Consider the following 16,395-nt stretch of genomic DNA (forward strand, 5'->3'; position numbering starts at 1 on the left):
CATGTCCGCCTTTGAACGCTATCTCACCCTCTGGGTCGCCCTGTGCATCGTCGCCGGAATCGCGCTCGGGCACGTCATGCCGGGCGCGTTCCAGCTGGTTGGCGCCGCCGAGATCGCCAGGGTCAATCTGCCGGTCGCGGTGCTGATCTGGCTGATGGTGATCCCGATGCTGCTCAGGATCGACTTCGCCGCGCTCGGCGAGGTCGGCCGCCACTGGCGCGGCATCGGCGTGACGCTGTTCGTCAACTGGGCGGTGAAGCCGTTCTCGATGGCGCTGCTCGGCTGGCTGTTCGTCGGCTGGCTGTTCCGGCCGCTGCTGCCGGCCGACCAGATCGACAGCTACATCGCCGGGCTCATCATCCTCGCGGCGGCGCCGTGCACGGCGATGGTGTTCGTCTGGTCGAACCTGACCAGGGGCGAGCCGCATTTCACCCTGAGCCAGGTGGCGCTCAACGATGCGATCATGGTGGTGGCCTTTGCGCCGATCGTCGGCCTGCTGCTCGGGCTCTCGGCGATCACCGTGCCATGGGGCACGCTGGTGATGTCGGTGGTGCTGTACATCGTCATCCCGGTGATCGTCGCGCAGCTCCTGCGCCGCCGGCTGCTGGCGACCGGCGGACAGGCCGCGCTCGACCGGCTGCTGGGCCGGCTCGGCCCGGTCTCGCTGGTGGCGCTGCTGGCGACGCTGGTGCTGCTGTTCGGCTTCCAGGGCGGCGAGATCATCGCGCAGCCGCTGGTGATCGGGCTGCTCGCGGTGCCGATCCTGATCCAGGTCTATTTCAATGCCGGGCTGGCCTATATCCTCAACCGCATGGCGGGCGAGCAGCATTGCGTCGCCGGTCCCTCGGCGCTGATCGGCGCGTCGAATTTCTTCGAGCTGGCGGTAGCCGCCGCCATCAGCCTGTTCGGCTTCCATTCGGGGGCGGCGCTCGCCACCGTGGTCGGCGTGCTGATCGAAGTGCCGGTCATGCTCACCGTCGTCTGGATCGTCAACCGCTCCAGGGGCTGGTACGAGCGCCGCGACAAGCCCGCGGCCGCCGCGGAGGCAAGCCGCTGATGCCGGACGACCTGCCGAACGTCAGCGCCGACTGCCTCGACGTGCCGGCCATCGAGCGGCTGCGCGCGACGCCCTCGACGCATCCGCCGCGCCTCCTGCTGCTCTACGGGTCGCTGCGCGAGCGCTCCTACAGCCGGTTCCTGACGCTGGAGGCCGCGCGCCTGCTCAGGCATTTCGGCGCCGAAACCCGCGTCTTCGATCCGCATGGCCTGCCCTTGCCGGATGGCGCGGCGGCCGATCACCCGAAGGTGCAGGAATTGCGGGAGCTGTCGCTCTGGTCGGAAGGCCAGGTCTGGACCAGCCCGGAGCGGCACGGCGCGATGAGCGCGGTGATGAAGGCGCAGATCGACTGGATCCCGCTCTCGGTCGGCGCGGTGCGGCCGACGCAGGGCCGCACGCTGGCGGTCATGCAGGTGTCGGGCGGCTCGCAGAGCTTCAACGCCGTCAACCAGATGCGGGTGCTCGGCCGCTGGATGCGGATGGTGACCATCCCCAACCAGTCCTCCGTCGCCAAGGCTTACGAGGAGTTCGACGAGGCGGGACGGATGAAGCCGTCCGCCTATTACGACCGGGTGGTGGACGTGATGGAGGAACTGGTCAAGTTCACCCTTCTCACCCGCGACCTCTCCGCCTATCTCACCGACCGCTACAGCGAGCGCAAGGAAGCGGCCGACAAGCTGTCCGAGCGCGTGAGGCTGGCGGCGATCTGATTCAGTCGTCGTGCGCGAGGCCGGGGTGCGCGACGCCGGGCGCCTTGACCCGGCCGCGCCCCAGCGCCCCTGGCGCATATCCCATGATGCGCTTGAACGCCCGGCTGAAGGCTGCCTGCGACCCGTAGCCGAGCCGATGCGCGGCGGCCTCGATCGGCACGTGGTCCTGCGCGATCCATTGCGCCGCGAGCCGCATGCGCAGCTCGGTGAGGTAGCGCAGCGGCGTCACGCCGGTCACCGCGAGGAAGCGCTCGGCGAAGACCGAGCGGGAGCTGCCCATCTCGCCGGCCAGTTCGGCGACGGTCCAGTCGCGTCCGGGATCGCGATGCACCGCCGCGATGACGCGGCCGAGGCGAGGATCGCGCAGCGCCGCCACCCAGCCGGTCGCCGCGCCGCAGCCGCATTCCACCCAGGCCCGCACGATGAAGGCCGAGACCACTTCCGCCAGCCGGGCGAGAATGCCGGCGAAGCCGGCGCGGTCGCCGCGGGTCTCGCGCTCCATCGCCTCCAGCATCGGCAGGATCTCGGGGTAGCGGTCGAGCAGGGTCTCGACCGACATCACCGCCGGCATCAGCGCCACCAGCGGGTTCATGCTGCCGAACTCGAAGCCCATGCAGCCGCTGAAGATCAGCGCGTCCTCGCTGCGGCGGATGCCGTCGGCGCAGGCCTTGATGTCGCCGACGGTGCCGCAGAGCGGGGCGGCGTCGAAAGCCGTCACTTCCTGGCACGGCATGTCCGGCTCGGAGACGAGGTCGTGCAGGCCGCCATGCGGCAGCAGCACCGCCGATCCCGCCTCCAGCCTCTGCGCCGCCTCGCCCGGACGCCGCAGATGGACGGTGCCGCGCGCCACGAAATGGAACTGCGCCCAGCCTTCCTCGCCGCCGAAGCGCAGCCCGAACGGCGGCGAGATCTGGATGCGCCGATATCGCAGCCCGACCAGCCGCATGCCGGCGAGCAGTTCGCTTACCACGTCGGACGAGGCCGGCGCGGCGGGGTGCGAAGATGCGGTATAGGACGAATGATCAAGCATTTCGGACAGACTGTCATAGATCGTCCGGGGAATCCAGCCTAGCGTGGTGCAATGCAACATCACTCCCTTGAAAGGTTCGATGGATGACTGAATCGCTCACGCTCGACGAGGCGGCGCCTGCCGGGGCGGACGCGGCGCGCGAGGCGCCGGCCTGGGCCGCCGTCGGCTCGCTGACGCTGGGGGTGTTCGGGCTGGTGACGGCCGAATTCCTTCCGGCCAGCCTGCTCACCCCGATGGCGGCCGAGCTCGGCATCACCGAGGCCACCGCCGGCCAGGCGGTCACCGCCACCGCGCTGGTGGCGCTGGTCGCCAGCCTGCTGGTCGCCGCGGTGACGCGGAACATCGATCGGCGGCACCTGCTGATCGCGTTCTCGATCCTGCTGGTGGTCTCCAACCTGCTGGTCGCCTTCGCGCCGGGCCTGCCGGTGCTGATCGTCGGGCGCGTGCTGCTCGGCATCGCGCTGGGCGGCTTCTGGGCGATGTCGGCGGCGCTCGCCATGCGGCTGGTGCCGGAGGCGCTGGTGCCGCGCGCGCTGTCGATGATCTTCAGCGGCGTCTCGGCCGCGACCATCTTCGCCGCGCCGGTCGGCAGCTATCTCGGCCATCTGATCGGCTGGCGCAGCGTCTTCCTGCTGGCGGCGGTGCTCGGCCTCGTCACCATCGTCGCCCAGTTCGCCACGCTGCCGCGCATGGCGCCGACCGGGTCGGCGCGGCTGCGCACGCTGGTCGACGTGCTGCGCCGTCCCGGCATCGGCATCGGCATGTTCGCCGCCATGCTGGCCTTCGCCGGTCATTTCGCGGTCTTCACCTATATCCGGCCGTTCCTGGAGACGGTCACCGGCGTCGGCATCAGCGCGGTGTCGGGCATGCTGCTCGGCTTCGGCCTTGCCAATTTCGTCGGCACGCTGGTCGCCGGACCGCTGATCGAGCGCAGCCTGAAGGTCGCGCTGCTGGTGATGCCGCTGCTGATGGGCGCGCTCGGCATCGGCCTCGTCACGCTGCACGGCACGCCGATGGGGCATGCGGCGCTGATCGCGCTGTGGGGCTTCGCCTTCGGCGGCGTGCCGGTCGCCTGGTCCACCTGGCTCACCCGCACCGTGCCCGACCAGGCGGAGACCGCCGGCGGCCTGCTCGTCGCCGCCGTCCAGCTGGCGATCTCGGTCGGCGCGGCCGGCGGCGGCCTCGTCTTCGCGCTCGACGGGGCGGCGGGAGTGTTCTCCGCCGCCAGCCTGGTGTTGCTGATCGCCGCGTTCATCATCCTGATCGGGGTGCGCACGCGGCGGACGGCGATGGCCTGAGCCGGCGGCCGGGTTCTCCCCGGCCGGTGCCGCCTCCCCGGCCGTCATCGGGCCGGGGAGGCGGCGTCGTTCAGTCGAAGGCGCGGAAGCGCACGAGGCCGTCGCGCTCCAGCTGCGCGGTGATGGTGTCGCCCCAGCGCACATAGGCGTCGAGCCAGGCCCGGCGCTCCTCCAGCGTCGGCACCGGCGGCAGCGCCTCGTCCGGCAGCAGCGCCGGCTGGTCGAGGCCGGTGCGGTGCGGCAGGCCGGCCTCCACCCAGGCGTCGGTGCCGCCGTCGAGCGCCACCACGCGCCGCGCGGTGAGCTTGTCGAGCTCGGCGGCGGCGAGGGCGGCGAGCCGGCCGTCGGCCGAGGTGAGCACGATCGGCCCGGTGCCCGGCACATGGGCGAAGCTGGCGTCCAGGGTCGAGCGGCGGGCGACGAAGGAGCCGGGCAGGGTGTGGCGCGGGCGGAAATAGGGCGGGGCGGGCTCGAGATCCAGCACCACGGCGCCGTCGCGGATCAGGACTTCCACCTCCGCCGGCGTCACCTTCGCCACCACCGGGTCGCCGCCGGCAATGCGCGTGCGCGCCGGGCCGCTGTCCCTGAGCGCCGAAGCCGGCGCCGCATAGACGAACACGTTGTCGAAGCCGAGCTGGATCAGCCACGACGCCGTGAGCGTCGCGCGCACCGCGTCCTCGGCATCGACGAGCACGATCCCGCCCTCCCGCGTGCCGATGAAGCTGTCGGTGGTCTGCACCAATTGGCCGCCGGGCGCCGAGACGGCTCCCGGCACATGGCCGGCGAGATATTCGTCGGGAGAGCGCACGTCGAACAGATAGAGCGTGTCGAGGTCGCTCTGCGCCCGCAGCCTCGCCAGTTCCTCGGCGTCGATGCGCCGGACGCCGAAGCGCGCGGCGATCCGCTCCGCCGCCGCCCTGGCGCGGGCGAGGCCCTGCTCGCTCGGCGCGGGCAGCACGGCATAGGCGCCATGGGCGGGCTCCAGCCCGGCGAGGATCCAGGCCGCGGTGCCGTTCTCCAGCGAGACCACCGGGTTGGGGAAGCCGGCATTGATGAGCACCTGCGCGCCGAGTATCGCCCGCGTGCGGCCGGCGCAGTTGATCACCACCGGCGTGTCGGGGGAGGGGACGGCGTCGAAGATGCGGTAGATCAATTCCACGCCCGGCGCCGCCACGCCGCCGGGAATGCTGACATGCGCGTATTCCTCCAGCGGGCGGGTGTCGAACACCGCGAGGTCGCCGCCGGCCTCGATCCGCTGCCGCAGCTCGTCGACGCCGATCTTCGGCGTGTGGTAGCGGCGCTCGACGAATTCGCCGAGCGCCTTGCTGAGCGAATACTGGCCGGTGATCAGCTCGTAGCCGGCGGCGCCCCAGGCCTGCACCCCGCCCTCCAGCAGCCACACGTCGGAATAGCCCAGCGCGGCGAGGCGGCGCACGGCGCGGCGCCCGAGGCCGCCGCCATCGGCATCGCTCACCACCAGCCGGATGGCCTTGCGCGGCAGCAGCGGCTCGACCCTGAGCTCGATCTCGCTGAGCGGCAGCGGCACGGCGACGGAGATGTGCCCGGCCTCATACCGGCCGCCCTCGCGCACGTCGACGACGGCGATCTCCCGGCCGGTCTCCCGCGCGTCGCGCACCGCCGCGTGGAGAGCGGCCGGCGAAATGGCGACGACGGGCCGGGCATCGTCAGGCAGGGCATCGTCGGAGGGGGTGAATCCTTTCGCGGAGGAATGGACCGTCATCGTCGTCTCCTGGGTCGGAATCTGGGTCGAAATCCGGGTCGAAATCCGGGTCGATCGGGCAAGGTCGATCGGGCAGGGCGCCTCATGTTCGCGCCCTGGGGTTCAGCCTTCAGCCTAGGGAGAATCCGCGGGTGAGATTTCGCTCTTGGTCCCGCGATTTGGATGCGCCGGCTGAATTTGCCGAAGCAGAGAGAGGATTTTTCTCCGCCCGCCGGGGCAGGCTCGTGCCCATCGAAACCGGACCGGCGGGAGGCGCGTGCGTGAAACCATCAGCGATCGTGGAAGGGCTCCGGCGCCTCGCTCTGGGGACGGTGGTTCTCGCATGCGTGGCGGCGCCGGCGCCGATCTCCGCCGGGACCGATCCGGCGGCGCTGCGGATCGGCGTCGCCCACCTGCCGCCGTCGGCGGACATACCGGCGGCGCGGCTCTATACGCAGGACGGCTTCGAGCTCGATCTTGCCGCCGAGATCGGGCGCCGCCTCGGCCGCAAGGTGACGCTGGTCGAGCTTGGCCGCGAGGAGGGGGCCGCCGCGCTCGCCGCCGGCCGCATCGACGCGCTGGTGGCGCATGACGACGCCGGCGCGCCGGATGTCGCGGGCCTCGACATCGTGCCGAGCGGCTATCAATCGGGCCTGACGGTCGCCATGCGTTCGGACACCGACATCCGCTCGTGGGAGGCGCTCGCCGGCCGGCGCGTCTGCGTGGTGGCGTCCAACGAGCGCGCGCGCGTCCTCGCCCGGACCCTCGGGGCCGATCCCGTCATCCAGCCGGTGCCGGCGCTGGCACTGATGCGCGTGCGCACCGGCGAATGCGACGCCGCCATCCACGACGAGGCCGTGCTGCGGCGCCTTTTTGGAGAAGCCGAATGGACGAAGTTTTCCGCCACCCTGCCGCCGCGCGATCCGGCGCGCCTCGTGGTGGCGCTGCCGGCGGCGGCGAGCGCCGCGGTGTCGCGCGCGGCGCTGGCCCCGCTCGCCGAGCCGGCCTTCTGGGAGCGGCGCAGCCGGGAATGGGCAAGGAACGTCGCGCTCGAAGTCTATCTCGAACAGGACGCGCCGGACTGCCATTGATCGGCATCGCCGCCATGGTCCTCGCCTTCTTCCTCGCGCTCGCCGATCTCGGTCCCGGCCCGGCTCTGGCCCAGCCGGCGCCGGGGCGCTTCGCCCTCGCCACCCCGGACGGGCGGCGGCTCGACGAGGCCGAGCTGCGCGGCCGGCCCTATGTGATCTTCTTCGGCTTCACCCAATGCCCGGAAGTCTGTCCCACCGCGCTCTATGAATTGTCGTTGGTGCTGGCGGAGCTGGGGCCGCAGGCCGATGCGCTCAAGGTGCTGTTCGTCACCGTCGACCCGGACCGCGACACGGCCGAGCAGCTCGCCGCCTATCTCGGCGGCTTCGATCCGCGTATCGTCGGCCTGCGCGGCAGCGCCGGGGAGACCGCGGCGGCGGCCGGCGCCTTCAAGGCGACCTATCGTCGGGTGCCGCAGCCGAACGGCGACTACACGATGGAGCACACCGCGGTGCTGTTCCTGGTCGACCGGCAGGGCGAGATCGCCGACAGGGTGGATTATCGCGCCCCGCATGACGAGCAGGTGGCGAAGCTGCGGCGCCTGCTGGCATCGCCGTGAGCCGCACCGCGTATCGGCTGTGGGCCGTCGCCCTGCTGCTCGGCCTCGCGCTCGGCGTCGCGCTCGCCATGGCCCGGGGGGATGACGGGGATGACGGCGGCGCGCCGACCGAAGCCGCCGCGCTGCGCGCGCTCTATGCCCGCCCGCCGGCGCAATGGCCGCCGCCCGCGCTGGAGCCGGGTGTCGCCTTCGTCGAGATGGGCCTGCCGGCACCGCTGCCGGCGGCGGATCCGGCGCTCGCCCGGCTCGGCGCCCGGCTGTTCGAGGATCCCTCGCTGTCGGCCTCCGGCACCATGAGCTGCGCTAGCTGCCACCAGCCGGCGCACGGCTTCGCCGACGCCCGCCCCGAGCGGCCCGCCCGCGGCCTTGCCGGGCCGATGCGCGACGCGCCCTCGCTGCTGGGGGTCGGCCGCCGCCCGGCGCTCGGCTGGGACGGCGCCGGCACCTCGCTCGCCGCCCAGTCGCTGCGCCCGCTCACCCATCCCGACGAGATGGCCAATGCGGATCTCGCGACGGTGGCCGCGCGGGTGGCGAAACGAGAGGACCGCGCGTTCGGCGCTGCGGAGATCGGCGCGGCGCAGATCGGTGCTGCACTTGCCGCCTATGTCGAAGGGCTGGACGAGCCGACCCGGTTCGACGCCTTCCTCGGTGGCGATCATGGCCGCCTCGACGACGAGGAGATCCGCGGCCTGCACCTGTTCCGCACCAAGGCGGGCTGCGCCAATTGCCATTTCGGCCCGACGCTCACCGATGGCGGCATCCACAATCTCGGGCTCTCGGCCTTCGGCGAGCCGCGCGAGGATCTCGGACGCCATCGCGTCACCGGCCGCCCGGACGATGCCGGCCGGTTCCGCACGCCGAGCCTGCGCCATGTCGGGCGCACCGCGCCCTACATGCATGACGGCCTGTTCCCGACGCTGGAGGGCGTGGTGAATTTCTATGCGCGCGGCGGCGGCGAGGTGTGGGCGCGCAACGAGGCGGAGACGCGCCGGCCGCTCTACCGCGAGGCGGCGCGGCGCGACGGGCTGCTGCGCCCGCGCGAGCTCGATGCCGCCGAGCGTGCCGCGCTCGCCGCCTTTTTGCGGGCACTATAATATATTAAATTGATAGACTATTGACAATCGATCCCGGCAATGGCGACTTAGATGCCCGTCCGACCGGACACCGACCTTTCCGACGAGTGAAGCGCCATGAGCCACCGCCAGCTGTCCCTCAACCTGTTCGTCTATCCCGGCGGCCATCACGAGGCCGGCTGGCGCTACAAGGGCAGCGATGCCGGCGATCTGCTCGATATCGGCTTCTACCAGGACCTCGCCCGCCGCGCCGAGGCGGCGCGCTTCGACGCGCTGTTCTTCGCCGACGGCCCGGCGCTCGCCGACAATATCCGCTACGCCTCGCGCTTCCGCGTCGAGCCGATCACCTGGCTGTCCGCCATCGCGGCGGCGACCTCGCATATCGGGCTGATCGCCACCGCCTCGACCAGCTATTTCGAGCCCTACAACCTCGCCCGCCTGTTCGCCTCGCTCGATCATCTCAGCCATGGCCGCGCCGGCTGGAACATCGTCACCACCTCGGTGGCGCAGGCGGCGCAGAATTTCGGGCTCAGCGAGCACCCGGTCCATGCCGAGCGCTATGAGCGCGCCCGCGAATTCGTCGAGGTGGTCACCAAGCTGTGGGACAGCTGGGAGGACGACGCCGTGCTCGCCGATCCGGCGAGCGGCATCTTCGCCGACGATGCGAAGATCCACCCCATCGAGCATATCGGCCGGCATTTCCGGGTGAAGGGCGCGCTGAACACGCCGCGCTCCCCGCAGGGCCGGCCGGTCTACGTGCAGGCCGGCTCCTCCGAGGACGGGCGCTCCTTCGCCGCGCTCCATGCCGAGGCGATCTTCACCGCCCACCAGACGCTGGCGAGCGCGCAGGCCTTCTATGCCGACATCAAGCGCCGCGCCGCCGGTCTCGGCCGCCATCCCGACCATATCAAGGTGCTGCCGGGGCTGAGCCCCTTCATCGGCAGCACGCAACGGGAGGCCGACCTTCTGGAGGACGAGTTCAACGAACTGGTCCAGCCGGAATATTCGCTCGACCAGCTCAAGCGCATCATCGGCCTCGACCTGCGCGGCCACGACCTCGACGGTCCGTTCCCGCGCCACCTGCTGGACCTGAGGGGCCCGGCGGCCAGCGCCAGCCGCTTCCAGCTGGTGCTCGATATCGTCGACCGCGAGCAGCCGACCATTCGCCAGCTGATCAACCGGCTCGCCGGCGCGCGCGGCCATTTCGTCGTCGCCGGCACGCCGGAGCGCATCGCCGACGAAATCCAGCTGTGGTTCGAGGGCGGCGCGGCGGACGGCTTCAACATCATGCCGCCCTGGCTGCCGGGCGGCTTCGATGTGTTCGCCGACGAGGTGGTGCCGCTGCTGCGCGCGCGCGGCCTGTTCCGCAGCGAATATGCAGGCCCCACCCTGCGCGACCATTACGGCCTGCCGCGCCCGGAGAGCCGCTTCGCCGTCCGAGAGGGCGCCGGCCTGCGCGCCAGCGCCTGAGCGGGACCGCCATGCCGATCCACGACATGCCGATCCAGGATCTCCGCGCCATCACCATCGTCGGCGGCGGCTTTGCCGGTGCGGTGACGGCGCTGCGGCTCGTCGAGGCCGGCGGCGGCCCGTTCGACCTGACCATCGTCGAGCCCGCCGAACGGCTCGGCCGCGGCATCGCCTATGCCACCGACGATCCCGACCATGTCGTCAACGGCCTCGCCGGCGGCTTCGCGCTGCACCCGGACCGGCCGGGACATTTCCTCGGCTGGCTGGGCGCGCAGGTGCGGGCCGGCCGTTACACGCCGCCGGACGGCGTCGACCTTGCGCAGGTCTCGCCGCCGCGCGCCCTGTGCGGCGCCTATGTCGAGGAGGAGCTGAACCGGGCGGTGCGGCAGGCGGCGGGCCGCGTGCGCCTTGCGCATGTGCGCGACCGGGCGGTCGATTTCGACGGCGCGACGCTGACGCTCGCCTCCGGCGGCCGGCTGGCGGCGCGCCGGCTGGTCCTCGCCATCGGCCTGTTCCGCCGCGCGCCGCCGCTCGCCGTTCCGGCCGGGGGGCATCCCGCTTATGTGTCCGACCTGTTCGCGCCGGGGGCGCTGGACGGCGCGGAGCGGGCCTCGCACGTGCTGCTGCTCGGCGCCGGGCTCACCATGCTGGATGCGGTGATCGGCCTGGAGAAGCACGGCTTTCGCGGCGACTACACCGTGGTCTCGCGCAGCGGCCTCACCGTGGCGCCGCGCCGCGAGGCCGAGCCCTGGCCGGGCGAGCCTTGGCCGGGACCCCCCGAGAGCGCGGTCCTGCCGCGCGATGCCGCCGAAGTGCTGCGCTGGATCCAGCGCGAGCGGCGCGCCGTGCGTGCCGCCGGGCGCGACTGGCAAAGCCTGCCGCCGCTGTTCCGCCAGCGCACGCCGGCCATATGGGCGGGGCTCGACGACCGGGCGCGCCGGCGATTGCTGCGCCGGCTGCTGCCGTTCTGGAACCTCGCCATGCACCGCGCCGCGCCGGCCTCGCATGGCTTCCTCGACCGCGTGCGACGCGATGGGCGGCTGCGCAGCCTCGCCGGCACGGTGACGCGGCTGGAGCCGTACGGCGCCGCGCTGCGCGCCACCCTGCGGCCGAAGGGCGGATCCGCCACGGTCTCCATTGACGCCGATCTGGTGGTGAGCAGTCTCGGCTATGAATTCGACTGGACCCGCCTCGACGATCCGCTGGCCCGCAACCTGCTGCGGCGGGGGCTGGTCGCGCCGCATCCGGCCGGCATCGGCCTGCGGGCCGATGTCGATACGCTGGCGCTGATCGGTGCCGACGGGCGGGTGTCCGAGGCGCTGTTCGCCGTCGGCCATCCGCTGCGCGGGCAGGCATGGGAGGCGAGCTCGATCAACGAGCAACTGGCCCAGGCCGGCCGGCTCGCCGCCTTCCTCGCCGGCCCGGCCGTCCGGTCCATCGCCGCCCCAGCCGAGGCGGACCTTGCCGAGGCCGATCCTGCCGAGGCCGATCCTGCCGAAACGCAATTCGCCTGAACTCTTTCGGAGACAGAACCATGAACGAGATCACCAGCACGGCCCAGTTCCGCGACGCCGAGGCCACCTCGCCGCCGGCGGCGCTGGAGCGGCGCTACCGCGAGCCGGTGACGGAAGGCGATCTGCCGTGGAGCGGCACCGTCGCCACGCTGCTGAACCACCGTTCGGTGCGCGCCTTCACCGACGAGCCGCTCGCCGAGGGCACGCTGGAGGTGCTGGTGGCGGCGGCGCAATCGGCGCCGAGCTCGTCCAACGTGCAGGCCTGGAGCGTGGTGGCGGTGGAGGACAAGGCGCTGCGGGCCAGGCTGGCGCGGATCGCCGGCGGGCAGAAGCATATCGAGCGGGCCAGCCTGTTCCTGGTGTTCGTCGCCGACCTGTCGCGGGTGCAGCGGCTCGCCGAGCGCGAGGGGCTGAGCTCGGACGGCCTCGACTATACCGAGAGCTTCCTCATCGCCTCGCTCGACGCCGGCTTCGCGGCGCAGAACGCCTTGGCGGCGGCGGAATCGCTCGGCCTCGGCGCGGTCTATATCGGAGCGCTGCGCAACGATGCCGCCGCGGTCGCCGAGGCGCTGAAGCTGCCGCCGCGCGCCTATGCGGTGGTCGGCCTCGCCATCGGCCGGCCCGACCCGGCGGTGGCGACCGACGTGAAGCCGCGCATCCCGCAGGCGGCGATCCTGCACCGCGACGTCTATTCCACCGCCGGCGAGGACGAGGCGCTGGCTCGCGCGGACCAGCACGCGCTCGCCTTCCGCGCCGAGCAGGGGCTCGACGCCACGCCGTGGACGCGGCTCGCCCTGGAGCGGCTGCACGCGGTGGCGTCGCTGAAGGGGCGCCACGTGCTGCGCCGCCAGCTCGAGACGCTGGGCTTTCCGTTCCGGTGAGCGTGACCCGCCCCCCGCGTCCGCGTGGGCGAGGGGGCGGGGATGGCGGGAGGCGACGGGGGAGGGAACATGGACAAGATCGACCAGAAGATCCTTCGCATCCTGCAGGAGGATGCTTCCAAGCCGATCGCCGAGATCGCGCGGCTGGTGAACCTGTCGCAGACGCCGTGCTGGAACCGCATCCGCAAGATGGAGACCGAGGGCATCATCAAGGGCCGGGTGGCGCTGGTGGATTCGCGCAAGGTCGGCCTCGGTCTCACCGCCTTCGTGGCGGTGGAGGCGATCAACCACACCCGCGAATGGGCGGCCAATTTCCGCCGCCTGGTGCAGTCCATGCCGGAGGTGATGGAATCCTACCGCATGGCCGGCGACATCGACTATCTGCTGCGCGTCGTGGTGCCCGACATGCAGGCCTATGACGAGTTCTACAACCGCCTCATCGAGGGCGCCTCGCCCAAGAACGTGACGTCGCGCTTCTCCATGGAAGTGCTGTCCTCGCGCACCGTGCTGCCCTTCTAGCCGTCGCTGCTGCCTCCACTCCATTCGTGTCGAAACTCTACGGCATTTTCGAGGAGAGTGTGTCTCCGCTTTCGGTGATCTTGAGTATAAATTTCTGAAATCGCCGAACAGATTGGATGAAGCAACGTTCCCGTTCGTCATTCTCCTCCGTAACGTCGTGGCATCATTTCTATTGCGACGTTAAATGACGGGAGACGGACGTGGAAAACGGGTTGGGTTCAGCCGCGGACTTCAAGGGCGGCAAGATCTCACAAGGCCATTTCTTGCGAGGCGGCGCGCGCCTCGGCAAAGCGACGGTGCTGGCCGCGCTGGCGGCGGCGGCACTGGCCGTGCTGAGCCCGGCGGGGCCGGCGGCGGCGAAGGAGCCGCTGACCTTCATCAACCTGCAGCTCAATCCCTGGGCCGTGGTCGCCCAGGAGAAGGGGATCTTCAAGGAGGAATTCGACAAGATCGGCGTCAAGGAGGTCAACCTGATCGCCTCGGGCGCCGCCGAATTGTCCGGCGCCGAGTCGGCCGGCCTCAACCGCGGCTCCATCGCCATCGCCCAGCGCATGCTCTATCCCGCCACCGCCCATAAGGCGAACGGGCTCGACGCAGTGGTGGTGTGGGTGTCGGAAGCCTCCAACAAGTACCGCACGCCGCTGCTCGCCCGCGCCGACAACGACAAGGTCAACACCATCGCCGACATGGAGGGCAAGGTCTATGGCTCGAACCGCATCGGCTGCTCCTACACTTCGGTGTTCGAGTCCTTCGATTCCGCCGGCCTGCCGCTCGACACCCGCCTGAAGCAGGGCAAGATCCGCTACCAGGGCGTTGAGAACAACGGCGCGCGCAACGCCGCGCTGCTGAGCGGCGCGGTGGACGGCCTCGCCACCCATATCGGCAACAATTCCGGCGCCGCGCTCTATCTCTCCGGCAAGGTGAAGATCGTCGGCCGCACGGTGGAGAAGGGCGTCTACGAGAACGGCGCCGGCCGCGTCTCCTTCTTCGCCATGCGCGACTTCGCCGAGGCCTACCCGGAAGCGGTCCGCGCCTTCCTCATCTCCTATCGCCGCGCCACCGCGTGGATCCAGGACAATGTCGACGAGTCGGCGGAGATCATCTCCAGGGGCACCCGCGTGCCGGTGGAGATCGCCAAGTTCCAGATCGTCGATCCCTCGGGCTACGAGTTCATCAAGGGCGACACCTCCGCCGAGAACGTCCGCAAGGCCATCGGCGAGTTCCAGGACTGGTACATCGCCCATGGCGACGACGTCTTCGTCGACCGCAAGCTGAACCAGCAGCAGATCGCCGAATTCGTCGACGGCAAGTTCTTCAAGGGTGGCGAATACTCGATCTACTGACGAAAACCGGACCGCGCCGCGCCGAAGGCGGGATCCCCCGCCGGCGGCGCGGTGTCGGTGCCAGGGTCGCAGCTTCACGCGGCAGCTTGACGTACCGGCCCGCAGGACAAACGCATCATGACCGACGCAACCAACTCCACCTTCGCCGTCCGCACGCCCTTTCCCGGCGCGCGCACCCAGTCGCCCCACCGGCCGGCGTGGCGGCTCGCCTCCCGGCACACTATCGGCGCCATCCTGCCGCTCGGGCTGCTGGCGCTCTGGTCGCTGGCGACCTGGTTGGTCTGGGTGCCGCCGGTGTTCCTGCCCTCGCCGCTGGCGACGGTGGAAGCCTTCGCCGCCATGGTGACGCGCCAGTCCCTGCATGTGGACTTCCTGCGCTCGATCAACATCGTCAGCCAGGCCTTCGTCTACGGCTCCATCGCCGCGGTGGTGCTCGGCGTGGCGGCGGGGCTTTCCGCCAATGTGGAACGCTTCTTCGGCCCCACCTTCGACAGCATCCGCCATATTCCCGGCGTCGCCTGGCTGCCGCTCATCGTGCTGTGGCTCGGCCTCGGCGCCCCGGCGCAGATCCTGGTCATCGGCAAGTCGGTGTTCTTCCCGGTGTTCCTCAACACGCTGCAGGGCATCCGCAATGTCGAGAAGAGCCATATCGAGCTCGCCAAGGTGCTGACCCTCACCCGCTCGCAGCTCATCCGCCGGGTGATCCTGCCGAGCGCGGTGCCGAGCATCATGGTCAGCCTGCGCTACGCCGCCGGCGTCGCCTGGGCGCTGGTGGTCACCGCCGAGGGGCTGAGCGGGCAGGAGGGCCTCGGCTACCTGATCTTCCGCGCGCAGAACCTGCTCATGACCGACCAGCTCATCGTCTGCATGGTGATCATCGGCCTCGTCGGCTTCTTCATCGATCGCCTGATGCTGCTGCTGCAACGCTTCGTGCTGCGCTGGAAGCAGGGCTTCAACGGCTGAGACGCCGAGCAGCACCTTCTGTCTTTCCCTCTCCCCGTTGGGGAGAGGGAGGCTCCCACTTTCACAGGACACACCGCCATGACCATCGCCGTCGATCGCTCCATCGAGACCAACGCGACCCCGCTGCTGCGCGAGCTGCTCTACACGATCTGCCCGGTTCTGGTGGCGTCCAACGTGGCGCTGGAGCTCGGCTGGATCCATGACGAGCTCGCCCGCGTCGGCGCCCGGCCCACCTATCTGCGCTCGGCGACCTCCGACGTCGCCTGGCCGGCGCATTACAACCACGATTCCGACCGGCTGATCCGCGACGGCGGCAACAGCCCCGCCATCTGGTCGAAGGCCGACCTGCGGCCGACCGTGCTGCTCGGCCTCACCCAGGCGCAGCCGGCCGGCAAGGTCATCGTGCGCACCGATGCCGACATCCACCGCGTCGCCGACCTCAAGGGCCGCCGCCTCGGCCTCTACAAAAGTCAGCGCAACGACAAGATCGACCATCGCCGCGCCACCGGCGAGCACGGCATCCTCGCCGCGCTGGCGCTGCACGGGCTCGACCGTTCGGACGTCGAGATCGTCGACATCGAGGATGCCGACGCCCATGCCGAGAGCCTCGCCGACACCCCGGCCGGCATCTGGGCGCAGCGCCGCGCCACCCGACAGGACGAGCTGACGCTGGAAGCCCGCGCGCTGGAAGCCGGCACCGTCGACGCGATCTACGACTATTCCATCGGCGTCGACATCCGCCTCACCCAGACCGGGCGCTTCCGGGTCATCGAGGATCTCGACCGCTATCCCGACTGGACGCTGCGCATCGCCAATGCCCCGCGCACCATCACCGTCAGCCGGGAATTTGCGCAGGCCAACCGCGACGTGGTGGTGGCGTATCTGCGCGCCGCCATCCGCGCCGGCCGCTGGATCAACGCCCACCCGGAGGCGGCGGCGGACATCTTCTACCGCACCACCATCTATGCCGACCGCGACGCCATCGCCCGCGCGCTGCGCGATTACGACCTGGTGCCGAACCTGTCGGCGCAGAACCTCGCCGGCCTGCGCCTCGAGACCGATTTCCTGCGTGGCCACGGCTACATCAAGAACGATGTCGACGTGAACGAATGGGCGGATGCTTCCTATCTGGAAGAAGCCCATGCCTCGCTGCGCGCCGTCTGAGCCGG

At 70.7% G+C, this 16,395-nt stretch carries 15 protein-coding genes; 13 read left to right on the plus strand and 2 right to left on the minus strand.

Translation table 11 applies throughout. The annotated features are described in order from the left end of the window. The first annotated feature begins 1 nt into the window (after nt 1). Nucleotides 2-1,057 carry an ACR3 family arsenite efflux transporter gene (gene arsB, locus AC1RU4_RS22525; RefSeq protein WP_492893417.1) on the plus strand — a complete coding sequence of 352 codons (1,056 nt, stop codon included), beginning with the start codon at nt 2-4 and terminating at the stop codon, nt 1,055-1,057. Next, nucleotides 1,057-1,767 carry an arsenical resistance protein ArsH gene (gene arsH / locus AC1RU4_RS22530; protein ID WP_492893419.1) on the plus strand — a complete coding sequence of 237 codons (711 nt, stop codon included), beginning with the start codon at nt 1,057-1,059 and terminating at the stop codon, nt 1,765-1,767. The genes arsB and arsH overlap by 1 nt, the downstream gene beginning before the upstream one ends. Before the next feature lies 1 nt (nt 1,768). On the opposite strand, the gene AC1RU4_RS22535 is transcribed toward arsH, so the two are convergent. Then, a complete protein-coding gene (locus tag AC1RU4_RS22535) occupies nt 1,769-2,797 on the minus strand; it encodes an AraC family transcriptional regulator (RefSeq protein WP_492893421.1) in 1,029 nt (342 codons plus the stop codon). 83 nt (nt 2,798-2,880) lie between these two features. Between AC1RU4_RS22535 and AC1RU4_RS22540 the strand changes: the two genes are divergently transcribed. Beyond that, complete coding sequence (locus AC1RU4_RS22540) at nt 2,881-4,095, plus strand: MFS transporter (RefSeq protein ID WP_492893423.1); 1,215 nt, start codon at nt 2,881-2,883, stop codon at nt 4,093-4,095. Nucleotides 4,096-4,165: 70 nt separating this feature from the next. Here the strand turns inward: AC1RU4_RS22540 and AC1RU4_RS22545 are convergent, their stop codons facing one another. Beyond that, nucleotides 4,166-5,836 (minus strand): rhodanese-like domain-containing protein, encoded by a 1,671-nt coding sequence (locus AC1RU4_RS22545; RefSeq protein WP_492893425.1) that lies wholly within the window; start codon nt 5,834-5,836, stop codon nt 4,166-4,168. Between the two features lie 260 nt (nt 5,837-6,096). On the opposite strand from AC1RU4_RS22545, the gene AC1RU4_RS22550 reads away from it, so the two are divergent. The 10 genes from AC1RU4_RS22550 to AC1RU4_RS22595 all read left to right on the plus strand — a co-directional run bounded on the left by AC1RU4_RS22550 (nt 6,097) and on the right by AC1RU4_RS22595 (nt 16,390). After that, nucleotides 6,097-6,906 carry a type 2 periplasmic-binding domain-containing protein gene (locus tag AC1RU4_RS22550; RefSeq protein WP_492893427.1) on the plus strand — a complete coding sequence of 270 codons (810 nt, stop codon included), beginning with the start codon at nt 6,097-6,099 and terminating at the stop codon, nt 6,904-6,906. Next, nucleotides 6,903-7,463: an SCO family protein gene (locus tag AC1RU4_RS22555; RefSeq protein WP_492893429.1), complete on the plus strand. Its 561-nt coding sequence runs from the start codon at nt 6,903-6,905 to the stop codon at nt 7,461-7,463. Before AC1RU4_RS22550 ends, AC1RU4_RS22555 begins: the two co-directional genes overlap by 4 nt. Further along, nucleotides 7,460-8,557 carry a cytochrome-c peroxidase gene (locus AC1RU4_RS22560; protein WP_492893431.1) on the plus strand — a complete coding sequence of 366 codons (1,098 nt, stop codon included), beginning with the start codon at nt 7,460-7,462 and terminating at the stop codon, nt 8,555-8,557. Before AC1RU4_RS22555 ends, AC1RU4_RS22560 begins: the two co-directional genes overlap by 4 nt. A 96-nt stretch (nt 8,558-8,653) precedes the next feature. Then, on the plus strand, nt 8,654-10,006 hold the full coding sequence (locus tag AC1RU4_RS22565) for an LLM class flavin-dependent oxidoreductase (RefSeq protein WP_492893433.1): 1,353 nt from the start codon (nt 8,654-8,656) through the stop codon (nt 10,004-10,006). A gap of 11 nt (nt 10,007-10,017) precedes the next feature. Beyond that, nucleotides 10,018-11,520 carry an FAD/NAD(P)-binding protein gene (locus AC1RU4_RS22570; RefSeq protein WP_492893435.1) on the plus strand — a complete coding sequence of 501 codons (1,503 nt, stop codon included), beginning with the start codon at nt 10,018-10,020 and terminating at the stop codon, nt 11,518-11,520. Nucleotides 11,521-11,540: 20 nt separating this feature from the next. Further along, nucleotides 11,541-12,401, plus strand: a complete 861-nt coding sequence (locus AC1RU4_RS22575) for a nitroreductase family protein (RefSeq protein ID WP_492893437.1) — start codon at nt 11,541-11,543, stop codon at nt 12,399-12,401. Nucleotides 12,402-12,470: 69 nt separating this feature from the next. Next, a complete protein-coding gene (locus AC1RU4_RS22580; protein WP_492893439.1) occupies nt 12,471-12,920 on the plus strand; it encodes an Lrp/AsnC family transcriptional regulator in 450 nt (149 codons plus the stop codon). 212 nt (nt 12,921-13,132) lie between these two features. Then, a complete protein-coding gene (locus AC1RU4_RS22585; RefSeq protein WP_492893441.1) occupies nt 13,133-14,263 on the plus strand; it encodes an ABC transporter substrate-binding protein in 1,131 nt (376 codons plus the stop codon). A gap of 117 nt (nt 14,264-14,380) precedes the next feature. Continuing rightward, complete coding sequence (locus AC1RU4_RS22590; protein WP_492893443.1) at nt 14,381-15,226, plus strand: ABC transporter permease; 846 nt, start codon at nt 14,381-14,383, stop codon at nt 15,224-15,226. Nucleotides 15,227-15,304: 78 nt separating this feature from the next. Continuing rightward, nucleotides 15,305-16,390 (plus strand): ABC transporter substrate-binding protein, encoded by a 1,086-nt coding sequence (locus AC1RU4_RS22595; RefSeq protein ID WP_492893445.1) that lies wholly within the window; start codon nt 15,305-15,307, stop codon nt 16,388-16,390. Nucleotides 16,391-16,395 lie beyond the last annotated feature (5 nt).

It is taken from the genome of Ancylobacter sp. GW821-FHT10E12, assembly GCF_058809335.1.